Here is a 22,669-nt window from a genome sequence, read left to right on the forward strand (position 1 = left end):
TGTCCCGATTAATCCCGTACCCTTTTCCATGTTAAAACGACTTTTTGCCTTCCTTTCACTTTCGATCTCCCTATCCGTCCTCACCCCTATCGTGGATGCCAGCAACGCATTTGCGGGTCAGTGGCCGCTACTTCCCGAAGGCAATAGCCCCGAAGCGGGGGAGATCTGGGGCGAGTTACCCAACGGGCTCCGCTATGTGATCGTGCCAACTGACTCGGCTGCGGAGGCGGTGAGCCTACGGCTCATGGTTGCAGCTGGGCGAGCGCAAGAGGAAAAGGGCAAGGCAGGTGTCTCGCAGTTGCTTATCGACCTGGCGAATTTCGGGACGAGCGGTGTAAGTCGCGATCAGCTTGTGCAGTTCAAACTTGCGAACGGAATTAACCCGCAGTCCGGTTTCTTTTCCGAGGTGGATCTGCGCCACACCTTGTTTCGGCTAGACCTAGAGGAACCGCGCTCTGGGGGAGTGGATATCGGGTTAGGGCTCTTGTACGAGATCGCTGCTGCTCCTAGGTTCGATGAGGTATCTTTTGGCGAAGTGAAGGCTCGCATGGAATACTTTTCGGGACTGGGAATTTCTGGTTACGAACCGAAACAGGCCGTGAAGGAGAGGGTACTGTTACGTTCGAGTCCGTATTCAAAATTGAGTGACACGGATATCCGAGCTTCGCTTCCGGGTATAGAGCTGAGCGATGTGAAGAGCTTTTGGTCAAATTGGTACAAGGCAGATCGGATGGTGCTGGTCGTGGCGGGAGTAGTCGAATCGGAGCAAGTGGAGTCACTGATTAAGGAGAAATTCTCGACTTTGGAAAGCAGTGCCGAGCTCGTGCCGCTCCCGAGCAAAGATAATAAATTTCGTTCTGGTGGGGATGTCGAGACCGCAGATTCCCGGTCGAGTACAGCCGGTCTTTGGATTTCGAATACAGTTGAAGTGGGTAGCTTGTTTAAACGTGCCTCAGAGCTTGAATATTACACTTTGGACTTCATCGGACGCATAGCCCAGTCGTATGCGACAGACAGTGAGAGCTTACCGAATAGCATCGTGGAAATGTATGGGGATTTTGCTGCGGTGAGCATCAACAGACGAGGCCCGGTCATGAGTTTGCTCGAACAGATACTGAGCGCGGACAAGGCAGTTCACCGAATCGCTCAACATGGGGTGAGGGCTGAGGATCTTGAGCTAGCTAAGGCCGAGTATTTGAATTTACGCTACAGCTACGATATGGAGGTCAGCTCTAAGGAGTGGTCGCCTCTGGTCGCGGACCGGCTCGTCAGGTGTGTTTTGGAGCAAATCCCGTTTCGCTACGGAGCAAAGTTATCCGATTACCTGCAGGGAATCATTTCGAGAATGACCTTAGAATCGGTGAAGGAGCGTTGCGCTCAGTTGTTCCGCGAGAAGGCGCTTAGCTACTACTTGGAGTTACCAGATGGAGTGCCTCTCGGCGCGAAAACTATCGCCAAGCGCCTCAAGGGCATGCGCAAGTCCTACGACTTTACTTGGGAGCAGGCAGGCAGCGCTGACCAGGACTGGAATTTTGGCGCGGGTTTCGAGTCAGGAGGAATGGTTAAGTCCACTGAGATTATCAGGTTTGAGGAGTATCCAGTTTTAAAGTACGAGTTTGCCAATAATCTTCGCATGAATCTTGTCCGTAGCGACGCTTTCAAAGGACGGGTGCAGATGATGGTCTCCCTCGGAAATGGAACTTCGGAAATGGGAATTGCGAATCCTGCCTATGACGCGCTGCTACGTACCCTGATGCTCAGTACGAAGATCGGCAACGGAGTGGAGGCTCCCACCGTGAAGGATGTTCTTCGGGACAAGGGGATCGATAATATCGAAGCGGGTGTGACGAAGGATCATCTTTACTGGAGCGGAGTGGCGAGCGATGACGCTGCTGTGGAGTCTTTTTTCTCCACCATCCTTATCTGGATGGTTACGGGAAACCTTAATGAGGAGAATTTTAACGACGAGTTGGAGAAGCTCGAGACGCTTGTTGAGGATAGCTTTGAGGAGAACAGCTCTGTGCAACTGGATACGTTGTTGTACGCTCAAGACGATCGGCTGCGAAACTTCTTCAGCAAGGAGGATGTCGAGGCTCTAAAGTTCAGCGACATGCAGCAGTGGCTGGGAGCGGTCCGAGAGAACGCCTACATTGAAGTGACGGTGGTCGGCGACGTGCTGCCACGCACTGTGTTGCGAGATGTGCGAAAGACATTCGGTTCGGCTCCGAGTCGCTCGGGTAAAGTGCTCCAACCTCGCCACGGCAAGAAGGTAAAGTGGAATGAACCGGGAGTCTCTCGCGATACTTTCAAGAAAGGTATTACAGTTGGAAACATAACTCTGCTCTTTCCGCAGGTGGGAGAGAAGTCGTGCACGAGCGATCGTGTCGGTTCTGTTTTATTGCCTTTGTTCGAGGAACATCTCAAGAGGGCTTTAGCGTCGAATCCGGCTTTTGCCGGAAATCTTTCAGTTGAATTGGTGGGTGAGCAAATGATACCGCTTTCAAATGCAGTGAAGGTTCGACTGTTTTGTTCAAAAGAAGACGCAGCCGAAGCGGAGGCTATGATGTTGCAGGCTGCGGGAAGCTTCGAGGCGTCTTTGACCGAGCCGCTTTTGATTGCAGCGGAGCGGAATGCTCTACTGGGACTTAAGCGGATCGCCCGCTCTCAGCCGTCTTTGGTGAATCTATTCAAGCAGTCTCAGGGCAAGCCGAACACATTGGGCTGCGTCGTGGATCTGCTGGAGAATGGGTTTGGCCTTTCATTCGACGAGTACAAGGACCTTGCGGCTCGCCAGTTCTCAGAAGAGAACGTGCGTGGGGTTTCGCTGATGCCAGCGAAGTAGTTTGAATGGCGTTCGATCTCGTCGCCTTAGGTTAACGATGAATTGCGGCTCGCGGAGCGGAGGACCCATTTTGACCGACTTCCAGCTGAGCATGAAAAGGCCGCCCCAATAAAGAGGGCGGCCTGTGTTAGGAATTCTGATACGACCGTCTGGCGCTAATCGTGCGACTTGGGCAGTCCTTGCATAATATTGCGGGAGTGGTTGGCGATGCGCTCGAAGGTATTGACGATATCGATGTAGAGCAGCTCCGGCTTTACGTTTTCTGGCGACTCAATCATACGGTTGACGGAACGCTTGCGAAGCTCCTTGCGCTTTTCGTTGATCGCCTTTTCGAAGTCGAGGGTGAGCTCCATATCTGCCGCGGAGACTTCTGATGAGAGCTTGGAGCTGTAGAGGTCGATGAATCGTTCGACGAGCTTGCCGAACTGGACGACTTCCTTCTCGGCGAGCTCGGTGACGAGGCGGTCTTTCTTGTATCGACGCACGGCACGGTTGGTCATGCGGTGGCAGCAGTCACCGATTTCCTCGAGCTCTGCGGCGACGCGTAGGTAGGAGTAGGCGATTTGTCGTGTTTCTTCGGATACTTCGTCGGATGTACAGCGGATGAGGTATTCTGTGAGTTCGTCGGTGAGGGCGTTGCTCTCCTTTTCGAGGACGTCGATTTCCTTAACTTGCTTGGACATGTCTTGGTCCGGGTGCTCGTAGATTTCGATGAACTTCTTAAACATGTTCTTGGTGAGGTCTCCTAGACGCTGCACGGCTTTCGTCGCTTCCTGGAAGTTCAGCTCGCCGGTGCCCAGAGTGAAGGTGCGCAGGTAGCGGAAGGTGGTTTGGCGGGCGGCGTCGGGGCGGTCTTTGACCATGCTCGTGACGAGGTTGGCGATTTGACGGGTGAATCCGACGAGGATACAGATGTTGAAGAGGTTGAACATCGTGTGGAAGAGGGCGAGCTTGGTGGTAAGCTCATTGCCCTCGAGGAGTAGGCCCGGGGCTACTCCGGACACGGTGTCGTAGACTGAGAGAACCAAGTTGCTGAACGGTGTGATCAGGATGAGCATCCAGGTGACCCCGATTATATTGAACATGAAGTGAGCTCGAGCGGCTCGCTTGGCGGCGACATTGGCGGGAAGGGAGGCGAGGAAGGCGGTGATGGTGGTACCAATGTTTTCGCCGAGAATGATGGCGGCGCTTTGCTCGAAGTTGAGCCAGCCGAGGGATGCCATGGTGAGGGTGATTGCCATGGCGGCTGAAGAGGATTGGACGATTACGGTGAGAGTCGTGCCGACCAGGATGAAAATGATGAGGGAGAAGAATCCGTAGTTAGAGAGGTCGGCGATCCATGCCAGCATTTCTACATTGGCCTTAACATCGGGCACGGAGCCCTTCAGTTCGCCTAAACCCAGGAAGAGCAAGCCGAAGCCGGTGAGAAAGTTGCCGAAATGGCGGAACTTCTGGCCTTTTAGAAAACTGAGGACAACGCCGATGCCGATGATGGGAATTGCGACGGAGGCGAGGCTGAACTTGAAGCCGGCCGCTACGATCCAGGCGGTGATGGTGGTGCCGAGGTTGGCTCCCATGATCACTCCGATGGACTGGGTGAGGGTGAGCAGCTGGGCGTGTACGAAGCTGACAACCATGACGGTTGTTGCTGACGAGGATTGGACGAGGCTTGTGATGAAGAGCCCGGTCAAGATACCCATAAAGCGGTTGGTGGTCATCGAGCTCATTATCGAGCGGAGCTTCTCTCCGGCGAATTTGAGGATGGACTCGCTCATCAGCTTCATGCCGAAGATAAAAATACCCAAGGCGCCGAGGACCTGGAGGAGGAGCATCAGAGTGTCGTACATTGTGTTGCTTTATGGTTACGGGAGGAGATCGAGCCGCTACGGGGAAACTCGATGGGCGAGAGGAGAAGAAAGCTGGGGGCAGGGGGCAACGAGAAATGTTACAAATTCGTACCCCCATTCAGGGGTCTCGTTCTTCGACTTCGCAACAGTGCTTGCTCTGCCCCGAGGATTGCGCGATGGACCACGCTTTCTCGTATGGAAAAGCCAGCTCAGAAATTTGGAACGTTTGGTGGGGTGTTCGTGCCGAACGTGCTTACTATCCTCGGCGTCATCCTCTTCTTGCGTTCCGGCTGGGTGGTCGGAAATGCGGGCCTCATTGGCGCGATCGCTATGCTTTGCATCGCCAACCTGGTGACCTTCATCTCGGCGCTGTCGCTGTCGGCGATCGCCACCAATACTAAAGCCCAGGGGGGCGGCGCGTATTTCCTGGTCTCCCGAAGCCTGGGCTTGGAATTCGGTGGAGCGATCGGCTTGCCGCTTTACTTGGCCCAAGCCATCTCGGTGGCATTTTATGTGGTCGGCTTTACGGAGTCGGTGCAATACCTGTTTCCGGATTTGGATGCCCGCAGCTTTTCCTTGATCACGCTCGGAGCAATCACTGCGGTCGCTTGGATCGGGGCGAGCGTGGCGGTGAAAACGCAGTACATTATCTTAGCTACCCTTGCGGTCTCCTTGATCTCGTTTTTCGTGGGTTTCCAAATCAGCGATGGTTGGGAAGCTCGCTCGGAACCAGCGTACATCGAGGGGCAGTCCTTTTGGAGCGTGTTCGCGATCTTCTTTCCAGCGGTGACTGGGATCATGTCCGGTGTAAGCATGTCGGGAGATTTGAAGGATCCGACCAAATCGATCCCGCGCGGAACGCTTTGGGCGGTGGGATTTACCTTCGTAGTCTACCTTTTCCAGCTGGTTTGGCTGAGCTTGGGTGCGAGTCGCGAGGACTTGATAGGCAACGCCCTGGTCATGAAGACCATCTCGGTTGCCCCGCCACTGGTCATCGCTGGCCTTTGGGCGGCGACTTTGTCTTCGGCGCTCGCTAGTTTGGTCGCCGCTCCGCGCACGATGCAGGCCTTGGCCAAGGACCGCGTGATGCCGCGTTTTCTCTCGAAGGGGCATGGCCCGAGCAAGGAGCCTCGCATCGCGCTGGTGCTGAGCGCTGCGATCGGCGTGGTCTGCGTTTGGGTGGGGGACCTGAACCTGATTGCTCCCCTGATCTCCATGTTCTTCCTCGCCACCTACGGAGCGGTCAATCTCGTGGCCGCTCTGGAGAGCTGGACGAGCAACCCGACCTACCGTCCGACCTTCAAGGTACATTGGCTGGTGTCGCTGGTAGGAGCGATCGCCTGTTTCAGCATCATGCTCTTGCTCAATCCGTTAGCGACTTTTGCAGCGGTGGCGCTGATCGTGACCTCATACACGGTGCTCGCGCGCCGCTCCTACCGGACGGCCTGGGGAGATATGCGCAGCGGATTTTGGTTCGCGGTCGCTCGGATGGGCTTGCTCAAGCTCTACTCATCTCGCCAGCACCAGCGCAATTGGCGGCCGGCGATCCTCATGTTGATGAGCAACCTCAAGGAAAACAGCCAGCTGCTGCGTTTCGGTCGCTACCTAGAAGCCAATAAGGGAGTGCTTTTCCTTTCCCACATCATTCTCGGGGATTGGAAAACCTCCATGGAACGCCAAAAGGCCCTGACGCGCCAGATGGACGAGCGTATCCGTGAGGAAAAAATGTCGGCCTTCTCCAAGGTCGTGGTGGCCAAAGACTTCGAGCAAGGCGTGACCTCTTTGCTGCAAGGGTCCGGCCTTGGCAACCTTCAGCCCAACACCCTCATGATCGAGTGGGGCAGCGGCTGGTTGCGCGACCACGACTTTCCCAGCACGGTGCACCAAGCCCTCGAGATGGAGACGAACCTGCTGGTTTACTCCAAGGCTAAGGAACCTGACTCGCATCTTTACTCGGTGATCGACGTTTGGTGGTCGGCCCGAGCCAACGGCTCCATGATGATCACGCTGGCTCACTTGATGCAGAGCAATCGCGCTTGGCAAGACGCTCGGATCCGCATCTTGCGCATTATCCGCGACGAGGACGGGCGGGAAGCGGCTGAAGTTGGGATGGCGGATTTGCTCAAGGACTCGCGGATCGAGGTTGAGCCCGTGATCGTTGTCTCCCAGGATCCGCCTTTAGAATCGATCGCTCGCGAAAGCGCTCGTTCGGCGGTCACATTCGTCGGCGTTTCAGTTCGCACATTGGAGGAGACAGCTGGCCCTCTATCCAGCTACGCCCCGCTGGTGGACGGCATTCATGGGCACCTCTTTCTCACCAAGAACTGGCACGACTTGGAGTTGTAGGGTTTGCTCTCTATTAGAGGCTTGCCAAAAATTAGCCTCTGGCTTTTTTACTGCCCTCCCTGCCGGTCATATTTCCTGCTGACACCACCCTTTGGTAAGGCACCTGCTGACAGTTTTATCTTGTGGCATCGCAGACGCCACCGATCTTGACGGACTTTTTTAAGCTTATGAGCAACACGCCTACTCAATTCATTCCTGCCGACGCTCCTTTTGCTCCGGAGCAGACGGCCGCGCTGAACGCTATACTTGGTTCGGCCAATGCCCAGCAAGCCGCCTGGCTCAAGGGCTTTTTCTCTGGCCTCGTCGCTGGCGATCAAGGGTTTGGCTCCGCTGTTGCCGCGGCGGCCGCGGGTGGCTCCGCTCCCTTGACGATCCTCTTTGGATCCGAGTCCGGCAATGCCGAGGGGCTGGCCGACCGCGTCAAGGACTCAGCCACTGCGGAGGGGTTTAAGTGCAAGGTTGTCGATATGGCTGACGCTAAGCTTGACGATCTCGCCAAGGCAGAAAACCTGCTCGTACTCGTCAGTACTTGGGGCGAAGGCGAGCCGCCATCCCGCGCCTCGGATTTCTACGACGCGATCATGGCCGACAAGGCTGTGCTATTGGATGGAGTTAATTTCTCCGTGCTCGGTCTGGGAGACAGTTCCTACACGCAGTTCAACCAGATGGCCAAGGAGTTCGACAAGCGCTTGGAAGAGCTCGGCGGCACTCGCATCTACGACCGCGTCGAGTGCGACGTCGATTTCGAAGGCGCTTACAGCGGCTGGGCGAATGGCGCTATCGCCAAGCTCAAGGAAATCGCCAAGCCCGTGGCCAGCGGAGCCCCGGTGATCGCCTTTCCGGGCGGCGCCGCAGTGGCGGCTCCGATTGCCCCAGCTTACAGCAAGGCAAATCCGTTTCCTGCGGAGATGCTCTCCTGCATCAATCTCAACGGAACGGGTTCCGCCAAGGAAACCGTCCACGCTGAGATTTCTCTCGAAGGCTCTGGCCTCACCTACCAGCCGGGCGACGCTCTGGGCGTGATCCCTGAGAATGCTCCAGACTTGGTCGATGAATTCCTCAACGCGGCCAAGCTCAATGCCCGCGAAAACGTTTCCTTTAAGGACGATCTTTCCGTTCCGTTTGGCGAAGTGCTCCGCAAGAGCCTAGATCTGCGCACGATCAATTCGGTTATCCTGAAGAAATATGCTCAAGCCTGCGACCACAAGAAGCTGCTCAAGATGTCGGAGGATCGTGATGCGGTGAAGGACTGGGCGTGGGGCCGTGACATTGTGGATCTCGTGAAGGAGTATCCGTCTTCGTTACGTGCTGGAGATTGGGTGTCTCTTCTCCGTCCGCTCTCGCCCCGCCTCTACTCGATCGCATCTGCGATTTCGGCTCATCCAAACGAAGTGCACCTCACCGTCGGTGCAGTTCGCTACGAAGGTTACGGCCGTAAGAAAAAAGGCGTTTGCTCCACCTTCATCGCTGACAGCTGGAAGGAAGGCACAAAGGCCGGCGTCTATTTCCACAGCAATAAGAACTTCAAGCTCCCCGCTGATCCCAGCACTCCGATCATCATGGTTGGGCCCGGCACCGGCATCGCTCCTTTCCGCTCTTTCGTGGAGGAGCGGGCGGCAACGGGCGCGACGGGCGAGAACTGGCTCTTCTTCGGAGACCAGCGCTACACCTACGACTTCCTCTACCAGACCGAGTGGCAAGACTACCTCAAGAAGGGAGTCCTCACCAAGCTCGACCTAGCCTTCAGCCGCGACCAGCCCGAGAAGGTCTACGTCCAGGACCGCATGCGGGAGAATGGGGCGGAACTCTGGGAATGGCTCGACAAGGGCGCTTACTTCTACGTCTGCGGCGACGCGACTCGTATGGCCAAAGACGTGAACCAAGCCCTCATCGACATCGTTCAGGAGCACGGCAAGATGAGCGAGGAAGACGCGAATGCTTACGTGAAGCAGATGACCAAGGAACGCCGCTACGGCCGCGACGTTTACTAGTCGAAAACCTGCGAGTCCGGAAAGCGGATACATTTTCAAGCCCGGATCCCAATGGGGATCCGGGCTTTTCTGTGCGGAGCCGGTTCGGTGGATCGGGTAAGGACTGGATTTTAACCATACATAAATAGTATAAATTGTATGGGCATAAAACGTATGTGATTTCGGACTAACGATTTGAAAAGTGCATAAGTTGTTGACTGTCAATGTTTGAATTCTTCTTGGCATCAGGTGTGCGAGAGGGTGAGCAGCAAAACGCTTACCTATCATGAAAAAAGAAACACATACACTTGGCCGTGGCCTGCTTTTGGGCTTTGGCATCGTAATCAGCTCGGTCGCGGCTTCCGCGGCGGGTCTGCTTTCCCCGGTTTCCTCTACGGACCACTTGCTTGATTTGCAGAGCCACCATGTTCGAGTCGTCATCAACAATGGATTTGCCCGCACCGAAGTGGAGCAGGTTTTCTCGAATCCAAACGACCATGAACTAGAGGCTATTTACACGGCGCCGGTACCGGAAGCGGGGTCGCTGGCGGAACTCACTATCCACGCGGGCGAGCGCGTCTTGGAGGGAGAAGTCGTCGCCAAAGCGGATGCGGAGCGAATCTACGAGGACGAGAAAAGCCAAGGCAACGATGTTGGCAAGGCTGACAAGAATTCGTATCAGAATTTTGAATTCAGTGTCTACCCAGTGCCGGCTCACGGCAGCGTGCGCATGCGTTACGTTTATTATGAGCCGCTGAAAATCGATACCGGAGTGGGGCGCTACACTTATCCTTTGGAGGAGGGTGGTACCGATGACGGGGCGACTGCGTTTTGGACGCAGAACGACGTGGTGAGTTCCGACTTCAGCATCCAGGTCGAGCTAAAGTCGGCCTATCCGGTGGCGCGTACTCGCGTACCGGGATTCGGTGGCGTTGCCCAAGCTCAGGAGGACGGAACCTTGCTCTACCGCTACGAAAACCAAGGGGCGGTGCTCGATGAGGATTTTGTCTTCTACTACATATTGGAGGAGAATTTGCCAGGACGCCTTGAGATGCTGACGTATCGGGAAAATGAGGACAAGTCCGGTTCGTTCATGATGATAATGACTCCGGGCGTCGACATCAAGCCGCTCGAAGGCGGGGCGGATTTCGTTTTCGCTCTCGATGTTTCGGGTAGCATGCAGGGTAAGCTGCACACCTTGGTCTCTGGGGTTAAGAAGTCGATTGGGCAGCTCAAGCCGCAAGATCGCTTTCGGATCATCGCTTTCAATGATACCGCCTTTGACCTGAATCGTGAGTGGGTAAGCGCCACGCAAGCGAATATAGATCAGACTTTGCTTCGACTTGACCAACTGCAGTCGAGCGGTGGTACGAATGTCTATGCGGGGGTACATCTCGCCCTTGAGCGATTGGATGCGGATCGGGTGGCGACCTTGATCCTCGTGACCGATGGCGTAAGCAATCGCGGGATCGTTGACCCGAAAGAGTTCTACAAGATCATGCAACGGCAGGATTTGCGGTTCTATGGATTTTTGCTCGGAAACAGCAGCAATTGGCCGCTTATGCAGCTAATGTGCGATGCAAGCGGAGGCAGCTATCGCGCGGTTTCCAACAGCGACGACATTATCGGTGAGGTCTTGATTGCGAAGAATAAGATCGCGTTCGAAAGCATGCGTCATGCGGAAATAAGTATCGAAGGAGTGAATACGCACGATGTGAGTGATTTCAAGATTGGAAAAATCCACTTCGGCGACCAGCTTGTGCTCTTTGGGCGCTACGAGGAAGGCGGTCCAGCCCGCGTGACTTTGAAGGCTCGCGTCAATGGAGAGGATCGGACTTATTCGACCGAGTTCGTATTTCCAAAAGTGGATCAGTCCCACCCAGAACTCGAGCGCATGTGGGCGATGGATCAGGTGCGCAAGATTCAAGTGAACCAGATGGCGGGCTTCGTGGAGGAAGGCGAGGCTACTGCGGCGATCCGCGATATAGGTGTGGCCTATCAGATCGTGACCGATGAGACGTCGATGATCGCTCTCGATGCGGCGGGACACGCACGCCATGGAATCGACCGTCGGAATGCGGAACGGGTTGCACACGAGATGAAGGCACGCCAGGCGTATTCATCATCGACGGGTGCCCAGCGAGTAGATACAAACGCCCCGATGTACAAAAAGAAGTCCCACTCCATGGGGGGCGGTGCGGGCGCTATCGAGCATTGGTTTTTTGGTTCGATTGCGTTGGGGGCGGGCGTGTTGTTGTTTCGCAAGCATCGCCGTTCTGCGGCTAACGCTGCAGTCGTGGGAGCTATCGTATTGGGCGGTATGATGGTCGGTGAGCTGGAGGCGGGTGATTTGCGAGGGACTCGTTGGACGGAACGCCAGCCAGCGATGACGGCTCCTTCGGGATCGATCGATCATTCTATCGCTCAGTTCTGGGAGGTGAGCGAGAAGGACGCTAGGGAAGAGCCTCGACGTCAGCCGCCGGTGGCGGGTTATGTGGCACCACCGGTTAAGCAGGTTGCGAGAAGCTGTGTGAGTCCAGTCTACGAATACGACGATGGACGGGACTCTCATCGGGTGAAGCAAAATCGCGACAGGGGAAGTCGCCGCGGGCATTTTGGATTGAATCTTTTCAATGCGATTCCGTTGGTCGACATCGTCTGGGGAGAGGATCGATTGGATGAGTCTGACTCCTATTCTGGGATCGTTAGATAGTAGGCCAAGGTTAGGAGGGGAAGACAGCGACGAAGCGGTGATAGCTTCGTCGCTTTAAGGTAAATACACAACGGAATGGCGAAACTCGCTTCTCGGGAATTTATGAAAATCCAAACACGGATCCCTTGGATCACCTTGTTACTGGGCGCATTCGCAGCCCTAGCGTTTGCGGGCGGTACGGCGACTTTCGAAGCGCTCGCATGGCGTGCGGACTGGTTGCAGTCGGGCGAGTATTGGAAGGTCGTGACCGGACACTTTGCCCATGCGTCGGCTTCGCATTTAGCATGGGACTTGAGGGCGTTCCTGATTTTGGGAGCCTGTGTCGAGCGCAGATGCCGTGGGCGTCTGCTGGCTTTGCTTGGCGGAACGATGCTTCTTTCGGAGATCGCTCTTAGCTGGAGCGGACGTTTCGCACTTTACTGTGGCTTGTCGGGCCTTGACGTTGCTTTGTTCGCAGCGGCTGCGTTCCAGCTTCTTCAAAAGGGGAAGATGGAAGGAGATCGCGTCTTGAAAGGCCTGGGCGCTGGAGCATTGGTTCTAGCGATCTGCAAGGTCGGGCTAGAGGTTTTCGGAAGAAGCCCCTTTTTCGTAAGTGGCTTGCAGGCGAGTTTCTCGGTGGCTTGGGAGGCTCACCTCGCGGGGCTTGCCGCCGCGTTGCTCGCAGGGGGTTATTCTCTATCGCGGTCTGGCTCACTGACGATATCTAACGAACGGCTTGGCTGACGCCTCGATGCGACGTGCCAAATTGGGGTCGCTTTTGGGGCTGTAGGGAGTGGCTCTGACTCGCCGTTGCAATTCGAGCAAAGTTCGCCCATGGTCCTTAAGCATGCTGATTTTTTCCGACAAGCGCTGTTTGGCTTACGAGGCTCTCGGACATCCGGAAAGGGCGAAACGCGTCTCGCGTACGGAGAAACATCTTCGGGACAGGCATCCGGATTGGAAGTGGCCCACATTCGAGGCCGCGGTCGAGGCTGATTTGCTGAGGGCTCACTCTGTATCTCACCTAGAGCGCTTGCAGGTGGCCGAGCATTTTGACGCGGATACGGCCTACCACGAAGGGATTTACGAGGTCGCGAGCCTTGCCTGCGGAGCATCCTTGGCCGCGGCGGGCGCGGCAATGGCGGGTAGCAACGCCTTCGCTCTCATGCGCCCTCCAGGGCATCATGCGGAACGACAGAAAGCGATGGGGTTTTGCTATATTAACCACGTGGCGGTTTGCGCTTTGGCAGCCCTGGCGAAAGGGATATCGCGGGTAGCCGTATGGGATTTCGACGCCCACCATGGCAATGGGACTGAAGCGATCCTCTCAGGGGTTGGAGGCGCTTTGTATGTATCTGTGCATCAGGTGCCATGTTATCCTGGAACAGGCTTGGTTTCGAAGGCGAACTGCCGGAATTTTCCAGTGGCTCCGGAGGGTGATCCGGCCGAGCATATTAGAATATTGGAGGAATCTTGGCGCGAGGTCCTTCATTTCGAGCCAGAACTCGTACTTGTATCCGCAGGATTCGATGCCTATGAACACGACCCAATTACCCAGATGAGTTTGCGCATGAACGATTTCAGAACCCTTGGCCAATGGATGGCGGCGAATAAAACGCCGACCATGGCCTTGCTTGAAGGCGGTTATAGCGATGATCTACCGGAGTTGGTGGAGGCGTTTCTCGAGGGTTGGAACGATTGATTATCCCTGTATGCAAGAAGACGGATTCATCTACGTAGACAAGCAAATCGACTTGGAAAAGCTGTGCGACCATCTCGCGGGTGAATCGGAAGTCGCTTTAGACAGTGAGGCGGACAACCTGCACCATTTCGAGACCAAGCTTTGCCTCCTGCAGCTCCGCTTCGCCGATACTATCTATCTGCTGGACGTCACGGCGGATCTCGATCTCGAACGGTTTTGGGAGATCCTCTCAGGCTTGCACCTCATCATGCATGGGAGCGACTTCGACCTGCGACTTTTTGAAGAGTTTTGCCAATTTGAGGCTAAGAGCCTTTTCGACTCCATGCTCGCGTCTCAGCTGCTGGGTATCAAACGCATCGGCTTGGCGGCATTGCTCGAGGAAAATTTCGAAGTCAAGATTCCGAAAGATAGCCAGAAGAGCGACTGGTCGCAGCGTCCATTGACACCTAAGATGCTCAAGTATGCGGCGACGGATGTACTCTATTTGCACGAGTTGCGCGACAAGCTGATGGCTCGTATCAACGAGCTAGGCCGCGCGTCTTGGCTCGAGCAGCGGTGTAACAACCAGATCCGAATTGCCAAGTCTGGCTTCCCTCGCAACGACGAGAATTCCTGGCGTATTTCCCGCTCTGATCGTCTAGACGAGCGCGGTCAGGCCGCAGTCTACGAGCTTTGGCACTGGCGTCAGAATCTGGCCAAGCGCCTCGATCGCCCGCCATTCAAGGTGTTGGGCAATGACTACATCATCGCCTTGGCGGAAGGCGTATCCGAGGGCAACTGGGAGTTCGTTTTCGAAGGGCTTCCCCAGGGTATCCAGCGTCGCGCTCGCCAAGGGCTCAAGGACGCCCTCACGCTCGGAGCCTCCCGCGACGTGAAAACCTTGCCGCAACGCCCTCCGCGCCCCGAGCGGCGGGCTCCGCTTTCGCAGCAGGAGCTCGATCGTCAAGATACGGTGAAGGCGTTTCGCGATAAGCTCTCCAAGGAGCTTGAGATCGATCCCACTTTGATTGCGACTCGCAGCCAAGTTGCCCAAGTTGCCCGCGATCCGGATGACCTCAGCGGGTTCCTCGATTGGCAGCAGCAATTGCTCGCTCCTTGCCTCGAGGAATTGAAGGCTCAGTAGTTGTTCGGGTGCTGTAGTTGATTTACAATGATGATCGCCAATGTGTCCCGCTTTCTCGACGAGAAGGCGCAGTCCCAACCGGAGATCCCCGCCCTAATGGTGCCCCGTGGGCGTACGGCGGATGGAGCGATCGACTATCTCAGCCTTACGTTTCGCGAACTGGCGGCTGAGCAAAACGAGTGGGCTCGGCGCTTTCGAGCTAAGGGTATGGGCAAGGGCTCGCGCGTGTTGCTGATGGTAAAGCCTGGCCTGCCATTGATCGCGATTTGCTTCGCCCTTTTCAAGATTGGAGCTGTCCCGGTAGTGATCGACCCTGGCATGGGCTTGAAAAGCTTTCTTAACTGCGTACGGCGCTCTAAGCCTGAGTACTTGGTCGGCATTTCGCTAGCAATCTGGGTTTCGCGTGTATTCAGAAAATCGTTTCGTTCGGTAAAAGCTAAGACGAAGGTTGGCGGGCCGTTGGATCGAGTAGCGGAGTCTTTCAAAGAAGTGTCAGCTGAATCGACGTTAAGAGACGATCTGGCGGCGGTGCTTTTCACGTCCGGTTCCACCGGAGCTCCTAAAGGTGTTTGCTACGAACACGGCATGTTCGAGGCTCAGGTAGAAGCCATTCGTGCACAGTATCAGATTCAGCCCGGTGAAGTCGACCTGCCCATGCTGCCGATTTTCGCCCTTTTCAACCCGGCCTTGGGCATGACGACGGTGGTTCCTGAAATCAATCCCAGCAAGCCGGCTACGGTGGACCCGAGGAAGATTGTGCAAGCCATCCAACAGTGCGGGGTGACGAACTCGTTCGGCTCGCCAGCTCTTTGGGCGAAAATTGGAGTGTATTGTGATTCTCATGACATTGAGTTGCCAAGCTTGAAGCGAATTTTGATGGCAGGAGCTCCAGTGCCACCACCTCTCATGAAACAGTACCAGCGTATCTTGCCAAATGGGCATGTGCATTCGCCTTATGGAGCGACTGAGGTGTTGCCCGTTTCATCGGTGGTGGACGAAGAGGTTTTGCAGATAGCAGCTGAGCGTTCGGCTCGGGGCGAGGGAACCTGCGTAGGAAAGATCCTGCCTGGCGTCGAAGCGCGAATCTTGCCCTTGAAGGAGGGAGCGATGGATGCGAGCGATCTGGCGAACGCTTTGCCAAACGGAGAAATCGGCGAGATCGTGGTGACGGGTCCCAGCGTGACCAAGGCTTACGACCAATTACCGGAAGCGACTCGTCTCTCGAAGATCGAAGAGAGCGAGCGCGTGTGGCATCGAATCGGCGATCTTGGATATTTGGATACAGATGGATTCCTCTGGTTTTGTGGTCGCAAGATGGAGCGGGTTGAAACGGATGAAGGCATTTTTTATTCGGATCGCTGCGAAGGCGTCGTCAATGTTCACCCGAAGGTTTTTCGCTCTGCTTTAATTCGTTTCGAGGAGGTTGGGGGAGTTGTACCTGCCTTGGTGGTGGAACCATTTTCGGATGTGTATCCGAATGATAAATTCGAGGAAACTGCCTTGCTGGACGAGGTTCGCGAATTAGCGGCTGCATGCCATGTGACGCAGGGGATTCGCCACTTTTTCTTGCACAAGGGATTTCCTGTGGACGTGCGTCATAACGCCAAAATCCACCGCTTGACTTTGGCGAAGGAATTCGCCGGTAAGCGATAGAGGTTGTATTCTGCTTTGCAGGCTGCGGGCTTAACCGTCAGCGGGTTCCCGGGCGGGTATCGTGAGAACTGCGGTGGTGCCACCACCGTATTCAGAGACCAATACAAGATTTCCGCCGAGGCGTTTGGCGAACTGCTTGCAGAGAGTAAGGCCGAGGCCGGATCCGTGTTCGCCAGCGGTACCGGAGGAGCTGTAGGAGGACTCGGACGTTAAGATGTTTTCCAAAACGTTTGCTTTGATACCCTTTCCGAAGTCTTGGACACTGATTTTGACGTTTTCTCCGTCGGAAGTAGCGGTCAGTATGACCTTGTTGCAGAGCGGGGAGAACTTTACCGCGTTGGAAAGGAGGTTTTGGGTAATCGACTGCAAGAGCCTTGGGTCTGCCCAAGCCGTAATTGAGGGGTCGCAGATAGTGAGGATGTCGATTTTTTTGCTTCTGCAAGCACCGGAGAGAGAACTCTCGCTTGAGCTGAGTATTTCTCGAATGACGACTGTTTGCGGATCGAAGTTGAAGCGGCCTTCCTCGAACTGGATGAGCCCTAGAAGGTTTTCGGCAGTTTGGGATGTGACGCGAGCGTTGTTGAGGAGATGCTTTTTGAATTCCTCTTCCTGGGTTGCGTTCAGTCGGGAGTCTGGGTCGACGAGTAATTCTGCAATGGAGAGAATGGAGTAGATGGGAGAGCGGAGATCGTGAGCTAGCACAGAGAAAAACTTGTTTTTCGCTTCGTTGAGTTGCTCCAGCTTTTTGCGAGCGAGACGAAGTTCCAGGTTGGCGCAAACTTGCTTGGAAAGGTGGCGTAGGGCCTCGCGCTGCTGTTCGGTCAGTTCGCGGGTTTTCGTATCGATTACGCAGAGTGTGCCGAGTGGCTGACGGTCGTGGGTGACGATAGGAGAACCTGCGTAGAAGCGAATGTCAGGCTCTCCGGTGACGAGGGGATTTTCTCGAAAGCGCGGATCGATGCTGGCGTCTGTCACTACTAGGAGGCTTTCGGGATCGAGGATGGCGTGGGAGCAAAACGCGTATTCGCGTGGCGTTTCTTGGGCGTCGATTCCGATCCTTGACTTGAACCACTGGCGTTCTTCGTCGATGAGGCTAATCAGGGCGATCGGTACATCGCATATCGTAGCTGCGATCTTGGCGATGCTGTCGAATAGCTCCTCTGCCTCGGTATCGAGAATGCCGTATCGCTTTAGTGCTTCGAGCCGGTCTGGCTCGTCTTCTGGGAAGGGTGCAATGGTCATTTACGATTTGTGAGGCTGGACGCTGAACTGCACTGATTGAATGCTAGCTTCTTTCCGGATGCAACGAGGCGGCCCGCTTTTTAGCGAGAGTTTACAAGAAGATAAGTATTTTCCGCTACTTCTCGTGCGGTGCTCGGAAGGTCGCGTAGGCGGATTGGGTTTCCGCAACGAGCTGTTGGTCGTCTAGGTCTTCGGGCAGATTGAGAAATTTGGCGCGGGGAAGGGAGTTGACGAGGCGGGCGGCCAGTTGGTCGAGTTGCTTGAGTTCGCACTCCCAAATGGTGATGGTCTGCCAGCCTTGTAGGAGGAGTGCAGCTTCCGTCTGGCAGTCTCGCTCGATGTTACGGGCGAACTTGGCATCCCAGTATGCGGTATTGCTTTTCGGTGTGGTAGCGATTTTGCAGTCCGCATGGCGGTGCCAGAAGCAACCATGCACGAAGACGGCGATTTTGCGCGAAGGGAGCACGATATCTGGGCGTCCGGGTAAATTCTTGTTCTTCGGGCCGTTGACCGTGAAGCGGTAACCGAGGCGATGGAGTAAGCTGCGAACGAGGCGTTCGGGCTTTGTGTGCTTGCTGGCGACTCGCGACATGAGCCAAGAGCGTTTCGCCTTCGAGATTTTGTCCGCCATCTTTCGTTGGGTTCCGCAAGCGGGGATCCAAGTTCCAAATATTTAAGTGCAAGCGCTTCGCATGACAATCACGCTCCTACGAGGTACTCAGAGCCAGCGGATGATGGCGTGTAGGGCGGTGAGGTTGGTCAGGCTGAGAGCTGTCCAGAAGAAGGTTTTGCTACTAGAAGAAAGTAAGATGTTGAAGGCGATGGTGAGGGGCAGGGCAATGCGGCAGCCTGCCCAATAACCTCGCCAGACGGCGTCGCCGAGAGTGAGGAAGAGGCAACCATAAACGATGCCGAGGAGCCAGAGCCGATTTTTCGGCTGCGGCTTTGCCGCCAGATATACGAATTGAAAGAGAAGGCCAGCGATGGCGACGATGCGAAAAAGGTAGCGATCGGAGAATCCTTTTGCGGCTAGCTGTTGGATGGCGTCGCTGACTCCGCGGTATAGCCCAGCGAAGGGTAGGCCGATGTTGTCCGCTGAGTTGACGGTTACAGGAAAGATGGAGGAGACGTAGAGCATCCATAGCCCAAGACTGGCGAGGGCGGTTGCTCCGGCGATACATCCTTGGAGGAGCCGGCGATTATTTGGAGTAGGGTCGTTTCTGCTCGGTGCCAAGAACGTGATGGCGTTGATGAGCGAGGTTTCCTTGCTGAGCGCGGCGAAGGCGTTAGTGCCGATGGCGGACTTCATGCGACCCTTGTCGATCAATGTGATAGTCGCGAGGGCTAGGGTGGTCGCGGGCAGGTCGGCGAGGGAGTAGCGAACGCTTTCCAAGGCTCCCATAGAGAAGATGCAGGACGCCCAGCGGGCAAAGTTTTGCCAGCTGTCAGGGGGAAGCCAGCGGAGGAGCAGAACCCCACAGACCGCGAGGCAGGCGACATTGAGCAGTGAGTGGACCTGTAAGACGAGCGCAGGCTGGCCGAAGCCGAGCACATAGGAGAGGGCGGGCTGCAAGATGCGGCGTGCCCGGTAGGAGGGGTGGTCGACAGCGTTCGCGAAAGCGGGGTCGGAGAGGCTGGGGTCGAGGGCGAACTGGACATAGAATTGCCCGTCGTACCCGGTAGAGTCGGGTTTTTCGTAAACCGTAAGTTCTTTGAGGGCGGCGATCTGCGGGCGTTCGTAGTCTTGGCCGAAGCCGGCGAGCTCGCTAAAGCCGTACTCTGCGTCAAACTTGTTGGCGAGTAGGGCTAGAAAGAAAAGGGCTGCTATGAAATGGGGGAAGTATCGTCTCACACCGGGAGTCAGTGGCGGTGAAACTTTTATAGGCGCGGTCGCTTGGCGAGTCCAAAGGACTAGCGGATGCTTGCGCGACCTCGCGAAGCGGGGGTTTGGAGGCGTGTGCTTCGGTAGGCGAGTACGATGGCTAGTTGAGCGAAAATGCGTGCCCGACCATGCCGCGAGTGCTGTCGCAAATATCGTCGTCAACCGACATTACCATGCAGCGTTGCATCAAAGAGATGCGCGCTAGCTCCTCCGGGGAGGATTGGATGCTGTCCGCCGCGGCGTTCAACATGGACCACTCGTCTTCGTCTAACTGGATTTCTATTCGTGTCTTCACGATCCGAATAATCGGTATTTGAGTAGAGGAGTTTAGGCTTTCGTACAAATCTTGTGGGTATTTTACTCTACGTTCACATGCGAAGGAGGTCCAAGGGGCTGTCGTGGAGTGCTCGATTAAATTGGCCTACTAGAATAAATTCATCCGGTGAATAGCTCAACTTTGCCTACGAGGGGTCGATGTCACCCTACGAATAATTTTCGGCCTACTATGATCAACTACCCTTTAAATGTAGAAGAGCTCGTATGCGACCTAGAGGAGATGTCGGTCGCACCGCAGATTTTGCCTCAGTTGCAGGCGATGGTCTCGGACTGCAATACGAACCCAGACGAAATCCGCGAGATGATCCGCCTCGATGCCGCTCTCAGCTCGATGATTTTGAAGACGGCCAATAGTGCCTATTTCAATCCAGGCTACCACATCGACTCGATCGACGACGCGATCATGCAGCTGGGATTCAACGACGTTTACCAGATCCTCACCATGCTGGCGTTTTCCGACATCATGGCCAAGCCGCTCGAGACCTACGCTCTCGGCCCGGGGCAATTCTGGCGTCGCTCTGTAGCCTGCGCTCTCGCGATGGAACGTCTCGCCCGCAAGTACGGCGAAGATCCGGGCGTGGCATACACGATCGGTCTCCTGCATGGGATCGGCATGGTCTTCATCGAGAAGGAGCTTTCGTCACGCGGCAAAGAGGTCGCTTTTCAGAATTCCCTTCCGGAAGACGTAGCGATCGCCTCCGAGGAAATGGAAATTTTTGGACTCACCCACGCCAAGGTTGGAGCCGCCGTAATGCGCCGTTGGGGCTTTTCCGACGAAATCGTGGTTCCCGTCTACAACCAGTTCGAACCTTCGGAAGCGGGTAACCACGAACGGATGGCGTGTCTCATCTCCTTCGCGAAACGCATGATCGGAACCATCATCGACGATGGTCTCGGCGGCGTTGCGATGCCCGGCCCGGATCCCTTGCTCATCGCATTGCTCCATTTGAGCAAAGAAGAGTACCAAAAGGTGGTGCTGGCTCTACGAGAAGGTTTCGCGAAGGCGCAAGGTCTTGTCGGCGACGTCACTCCAGGCAAGAAGGGCGTCAAGAAAGCGGTGGAAAGCAAGCTAGGCTACGGCAACCGGCGCATTGGCAGCTGAGACAGAACCTCCGCGATTATTCTCACTTTACAATCCCAACAGCAAAACAGTAATCAACAGCAATGAGCGACTCAGAACTTATCGACTGGGAACAGTTGGAAATGATCTTTGGCGAAGAGGAAGACGAATTCGACGAAGACATGGCAGAGCTATTCCATGAATTCGTAGAAGATGGCAACGGCCAGTTTGGCAAGATCGACGCAGCGGAATTCAGCACCGACCGCGTCATCATAGCCAAGGAGTCGCACAAGCTCAAAGGATCGGCTAGCAACTTTGGATTTACCCGCGTGGCGAATCTGCTCGCTCACATCGAAGACGACATCGAAACGCTGACGGCCGAAGACTTTGAAAAGAGTCTAGAGTCGGCACGCGCGGATTTCGAGAAAAGCATCGAGACGGTGATGGCTCGTTATCCCGGACTTGCCGCGGGTGCGAACTAGAGCATATCGGCTTTCTATTAACTTTAGGAAAGGGCGAACCGTTGAGTACGGTTCGCCTTTTTTATGACGTAGCTCTCGAGCAGGTAAAAGAACCTGCTCCGGCGGAGCTCGACAAATGCGAGCCCAACTCATCTTTTGGGCTCATGCTTCGTGTCTCCTTTTGGGTTATCCTTTTATTTCTCTCGCGAGCTTTGAGTGGGGGGGCGGAGCCAGATCGTTTTCTCGATTTCGAGCGATCTCAGATCGAGCGGATCATTGAGATGGGCTACAATATGGATCCGCGGACAGCGGCTGAGATTAATACCTTAAAGAATGCGTTTCCAGAGTCGCTGGTGCCAGGACTATTAGATGCGGGGTATCTGTATTGGATGCAGAACTACAAAGCTTGGGATGAGGTTGCTAAAGCAACGTTCGAGGAACATTCGGAAACGGCGTTGGAGCGGGCGAAGGATTACCTGGAGGCCCACCCTGAAGACCCTGATGCGCGCTTCGCGGTGGCAATGGTGGAGCTGATGCAGGTGATATATTACGTCGACCATCATCGTTGGTGGCCGGCTTTTTGGAAGTCGCGTTCGAGCTTGAGGACCATGCGTCGTCTACATGCGGAGTATCCGAATTACCATGACACTAAACTGCCGCTGGGAATGCACAATTGCTATATGTCTCGTACACCGGCGTACTTGAAGCCTTTGGCGTTTTTGATGCGTTTCAAGGGGGATTGGGAAACTGGGATTCGTTACATGGAGGAAGCAAGGGAAAGCGGACTCCTCTGCAAGGTGGATGCGGGTTATTACTTGTCAGCGATCCGCTTGGAGCTCGAGGGGGATCGGCAAGCGTCACGCGACGAGATGGCAAAGCTCGTTGAGCTTTTTCCGGGAAATTTGAAGTTTCGTGCGATGTTGGCGGAGCTGGAGAGAGGACTCGGCAAGCAGGAAGTCGCGATGTCGGAGGCTTTGGAGGTGATGGGCGACGAGCGGTTAGGGCAGTTCCCGGGGATCGAAGGGCGGACCTATGTGACCTTGTTGTGGAGTTCTTTGGGAGCGAACGCGTTGGAGATTACCATGGACACCGCCGAATCGGTGCGAGAGTTTGCGGGGGCCCACGAAGGTTTCGACAACGATTTAACGTGGGTAGATTTCGTCGAAGCAGAGGCATCGTGGGGCCTAGGCCGGTTCGAGGAGGCAATCAGGCTATGGAGATTGGCGGCGAAGGGGAGTGACGCGGAATTAGCGGCGACAGCTGAGGCACGCTTAGCGAAGGCGGCGAAACCACCGAATTCGGTTGAACCTCGGCCGCCCGTTCGCTGAATGCTCGCTGACATGGGAAACAAGAAAAACGGGAAATGGGTGGTCGCTGCGGTCTTAGGAAGCGTGTTGCTGGCAAGTGGCATTGCCTTCGCGGTGCAGCAGATGATAAACGCGAACCAAGGCAAGCCGCCTCGTTCGCAACCCTATCAGCCGGAAGCGGCCGAGCAAACGGGATAGCTTCTCCG

General features: G+C 55.5%; 17 protein-coding genes. 12 read left to right on the forward strand and 5 right to left on the reverse strand.

What is annotated here, in order from left to right; translation table 11 throughout:
- Nucleotides 1-28: 28 nt before the first annotated feature.
- Nucleotides 29-2,842, forward strand: a complete 2,814-nt coding sequence (locus QEH53_RS04945; protein WP_309022031.1) for an insulinase family protein — start codon at nucleotides 29-31, stop codon at nucleotides 2,840-2,842.
- A 155-nt stretch (nucleotides 2,843-2,997) separates the two neighbouring features.
- Here QEH53_RS04945 and QEH53_RS04950 read toward each other — a convergent pair whose 3' ends face one another.
- Nucleotides 2,998-4,689 carry a Na/Pi cotransporter family protein gene (locus tag QEH53_RS04950; protein ID WP_309022032.1) on the reverse strand — a complete coding sequence of 564 codons (1,692 nt, stop codon included), beginning with the start codon at nucleotides 4,687-4,689 and terminating at the stop codon, nucleotides 2,998-3,000.
- Between the two features lie 195 nt (nucleotides 4,690-4,884).
- Between QEH53_RS04950 and QEH53_RS04955 the strand changes: the two genes are divergently transcribed.
- The 7 genes from QEH53_RS04955 (at nucleotide 4,885) to QEH53_RS04985 (ending at nucleotide 16,175) form a co-directional block, all read left to right on the forward strand.
- Nucleotides 4,885-7,035, forward strand: coding sequence for a hypothetical protein (locus tag QEH53_RS04955; RefSeq protein WP_309022033.1), 2,151 nt, complete (start codon nucleotides 4,885-4,887; stop codon nucleotides 7,033-7,035).
- A 167-nt stretch (nucleotides 7,036-7,202) separates the two neighbouring features.
- On the forward strand, nucleotides 7,203-9,026 hold the full coding sequence (locus QEH53_RS04960) for an assimilatory sulfite reductase (NADPH) flavoprotein subunit (protein ID WP_309022034.1): 1,824 nt from the start codon (nucleotides 7,203-7,205) through the stop codon (nucleotides 9,024-9,026).
- 265 nt (nucleotides 9,027-9,291) lie between these two features.
- A complete protein-coding gene (locus QEH53_RS04965; protein ID WP_309022035.1) occupies nucleotides 9,292-11,718 on the forward strand; it encodes a VIT and VWA domain-containing protein in 2,427 nt (808 codons plus the stop codon).
- Between the two features lie 102 nt (nucleotides 11,719-11,820).
- On the forward strand, nucleotides 11,821-12,441 hold the full coding sequence (gene rrtA / locus QEH53_RS04970; RefSeq protein ID WP_309022036.1) for a rhombosortase: 621 nt from the start codon (nucleotides 11,821-11,823) through the stop codon (nucleotides 12,439-12,441).
- Nucleotides 12,442-12,544: 103 nt separating this feature from the next.
- Entirely contained in the window at nucleotides 12,545-13,399 is an 855-nt protein-coding gene (locus QEH53_RS04975; RefSeq protein ID WP_309022037.1) for a hypothetical protein, read from the forward strand.
- Between the two features lie 10 nt (nucleotides 13,400-13,409).
- Nucleotides 13,410-14,522, forward strand: a complete 1,113-nt coding sequence (locus tag QEH53_RS04980) for an HRDC domain-containing protein (protein WP_309022038.1) — start codon at nucleotides 13,410-13,412, stop codon at nucleotides 14,520-14,522.
- A 27-nt stretch (nucleotides 14,523-14,549) separates the two neighbouring features.
- Entirely contained in the window at nucleotides 14,550-16,175 is a 1,626-nt protein-coding gene (locus QEH53_RS04985) for a fatty acid CoA ligase family protein (RefSeq protein ID WP_309022039.1), read from the forward strand.
- A 30-nt stretch (nucleotides 16,176-16,205) separates the two neighbouring features.
- Here QEH53_RS04985 and QEH53_RS04990 read toward each other — a convergent pair whose 3' ends face one another.
- The 4 genes from QEH53_RS04990 to QEH53_RS05005 form a co-directional block, all read right to left on the reverse strand.
- A complete protein-coding gene (locus tag QEH53_RS04990; protein ID WP_309022040.1) occupies nucleotides 16,206-17,417 on the reverse strand; it encodes a GAF domain-containing sensor histidine kinase in 1,212 nt (403 codons plus the stop codon).
- A gap of 115 nt (nucleotides 17,418-17,532) precedes the next feature.
- Nucleotides 17,533-18,048 (reverse strand): DNA mismatch endonuclease Vsr, encoded by a 516-nt coding sequence (locus QEH53_RS04995; RefSeq protein ID WP_309022041.1) that lies wholly within the window; start codon nucleotides 18,046-18,048, stop codon nucleotides 17,533-17,535.
- An 87-nt stretch (nucleotides 18,049-18,135) separates the two neighbouring features.
- Nucleotides 18,136-19,269: a hypothetical protein gene (locus QEH53_RS05000; protein ID WP_309022042.1), complete on the reverse strand. Its 1,134-nt coding sequence runs from the start codon at nucleotides 19,267-19,269 to the stop codon at nucleotides 18,136-18,138.
- 130 nt (nucleotides 19,270-19,399) lie between these two features.
- Nucleotides 19,400-19,594, reverse strand: a complete 195-nt coding sequence (locus QEH53_RS05005; RefSeq protein ID WP_309022043.1) for a hypothetical protein — start codon at nucleotides 19,592-19,594, stop codon at nucleotides 19,400-19,402.
- A gap of 210 nt (nucleotides 19,595-19,804) precedes the next feature.
- On the opposite strand from QEH53_RS05005, the gene QEH53_RS05010 reads away from it, so the two are divergent.
- From QEH53_RS05010 to QEH53_RS05025, 4 genes are all read left to right on the forward strand, one after another.
- Nucleotides 19,805-20,737 carry an HDOD domain-containing protein gene (locus QEH53_RS05010; RefSeq protein WP_309022044.1) on the forward strand — a complete coding sequence of 311 codons (933 nt, stop codon included), beginning with the start codon at nucleotides 19,805-19,807 and terminating at the stop codon, nucleotides 20,735-20,737.
- A gap of 62 nt (nucleotides 20,738-20,799) precedes the next feature.
- Entirely contained in the window at nucleotides 20,800-21,177 is a 378-nt protein-coding gene (locus QEH53_RS05015; protein WP_309022045.1) for an Hpt domain-containing protein, read from the forward strand.
- A gap of 41 nt (nucleotides 21,178-21,218) precedes the next feature.
- The gene (locus QEH53_RS05020; RefSeq protein WP_309022046.1) at nucleotides 21,219-22,484 is read left to right on the forward strand and encodes a hypothetical protein; all 1,266 of its coding nucleotides are present in this window, start codon (nucleotides 21,219-21,221) and stop codon (nucleotides 22,482-22,484) included.
- Entirely contained in the window at nucleotides 22,485-22,661 is a 177-nt protein-coding gene (locus QEH53_RS05025; protein WP_309022047.1) for a hypothetical protein, read from the forward strand.
- The last annotated feature ends 8 nt before the right edge of the window (nucleotides 22,662-22,669 follow it).

It is taken from the genome of Pelagicoccus sp. SDUM812002 (assembly GCF_031127835.1).
Lineage (GTDB): Bacteria > Verrucomicrobiota > Verrucomicrobiia > Opitutales > Opitutaceae > Pelagicoccus.

Bases quoted from the DNA above. Each gene is read 5' to 3' on its own strand.
- QEH53_RS04965 (WP_309022035.1), top strand. From the start codon at position 9,292: ATGAAAAAAGAAACACATACACTTGGCCGTGGCCTGCTTTTGGGCTTT.
- QEH53_RS04975 (WP_309022037.1), top strand. From the start codon at position 12,545: ATGCTGATTTTTTCCGACAAGCGCTGTTTGGCTTACGAGGCTCTCGGA.
- QEH53_RS04980 (WP_309022038.1), top strand. From the start codon at position 13,410: ATGCAAGAAGACGGATTCATCTACGTAGACAAGCAAATCGACTTGGAA.
- QEH53_RS04960 (WP_309022034.1), top strand. From the start codon at position 7,203: ATGAGCAACACGCCTACTCAATTCATTCCTGCCGACGCTCCTTTTGCT.
- QEH53_RS05010 (WP_309022044.1), top strand. From the start codon at position 19,805: ATGATCAACTACCCTTTAAATGTAGAAGAGCTCGTATGCGACCTAGAG.
- QEH53_RS04990 (WP_309022040.1), bottom strand. From the start codon at position 17,417: ATGACCATTGCACCCTTCCCAGAAGACGAGCCAGACCGGCTCGAAGCA.
- QEH53_RS04950 (WP_309022032.1), bottom strand. From the start codon at position 4,689: ATGTACGACACTCTGATGCTCCTCCTCCAGGTCCTCGGCGCCTTGGGT.
- QEH53_RS04955 (WP_309022033.1), top strand. From the start codon at position 4,885: ATGGAAAAGCCAGCTCAGAAATTTGGAACGTTTGGTGGGGTGTTCGTG.
- QEH53_RS04985 (WP_309022039.1), top strand. From the start codon at position 14,550: ATGATGATCGCCAATGTGTCCCGCTTTCTCGACGAGAAGGCGCAGTCC.
- QEH53_RS05025 (WP_309022047.1), top strand. From the start codon at position 22,485: ATGCTCGCTGACATGGGAAACAAGAAAAACGGGAAATGGGTGGTCGCT.
- QEH53_RS04995 (WP_309022041.1), bottom strand. From the start codon at position 18,048: ATGGCGGACAAAATCTCGAAGGCGAAACGCTCTTGGCTCATGTCGCGA.
- QEH53_RS05015 (WP_309022045.1), top strand. From the start codon at position 20,800: ATGAGCGACTCAGAACTTATCGACTGGGAACAGTTGGAAATGATCTTT.
- QEH53_RS04945 (WP_309022031.1), top strand. From the start codon at position 29: ATGTTAAAACGACTTTTTGCCTTCCTTTCACTTTCGATCTCCCTATCC.
- rrtA (WP_309022036.1), top strand. From the start codon at position 11,821: ATGAAAATCCAAACACGGATCCCTTGGATCACCTTGTTACTGGGCGCA.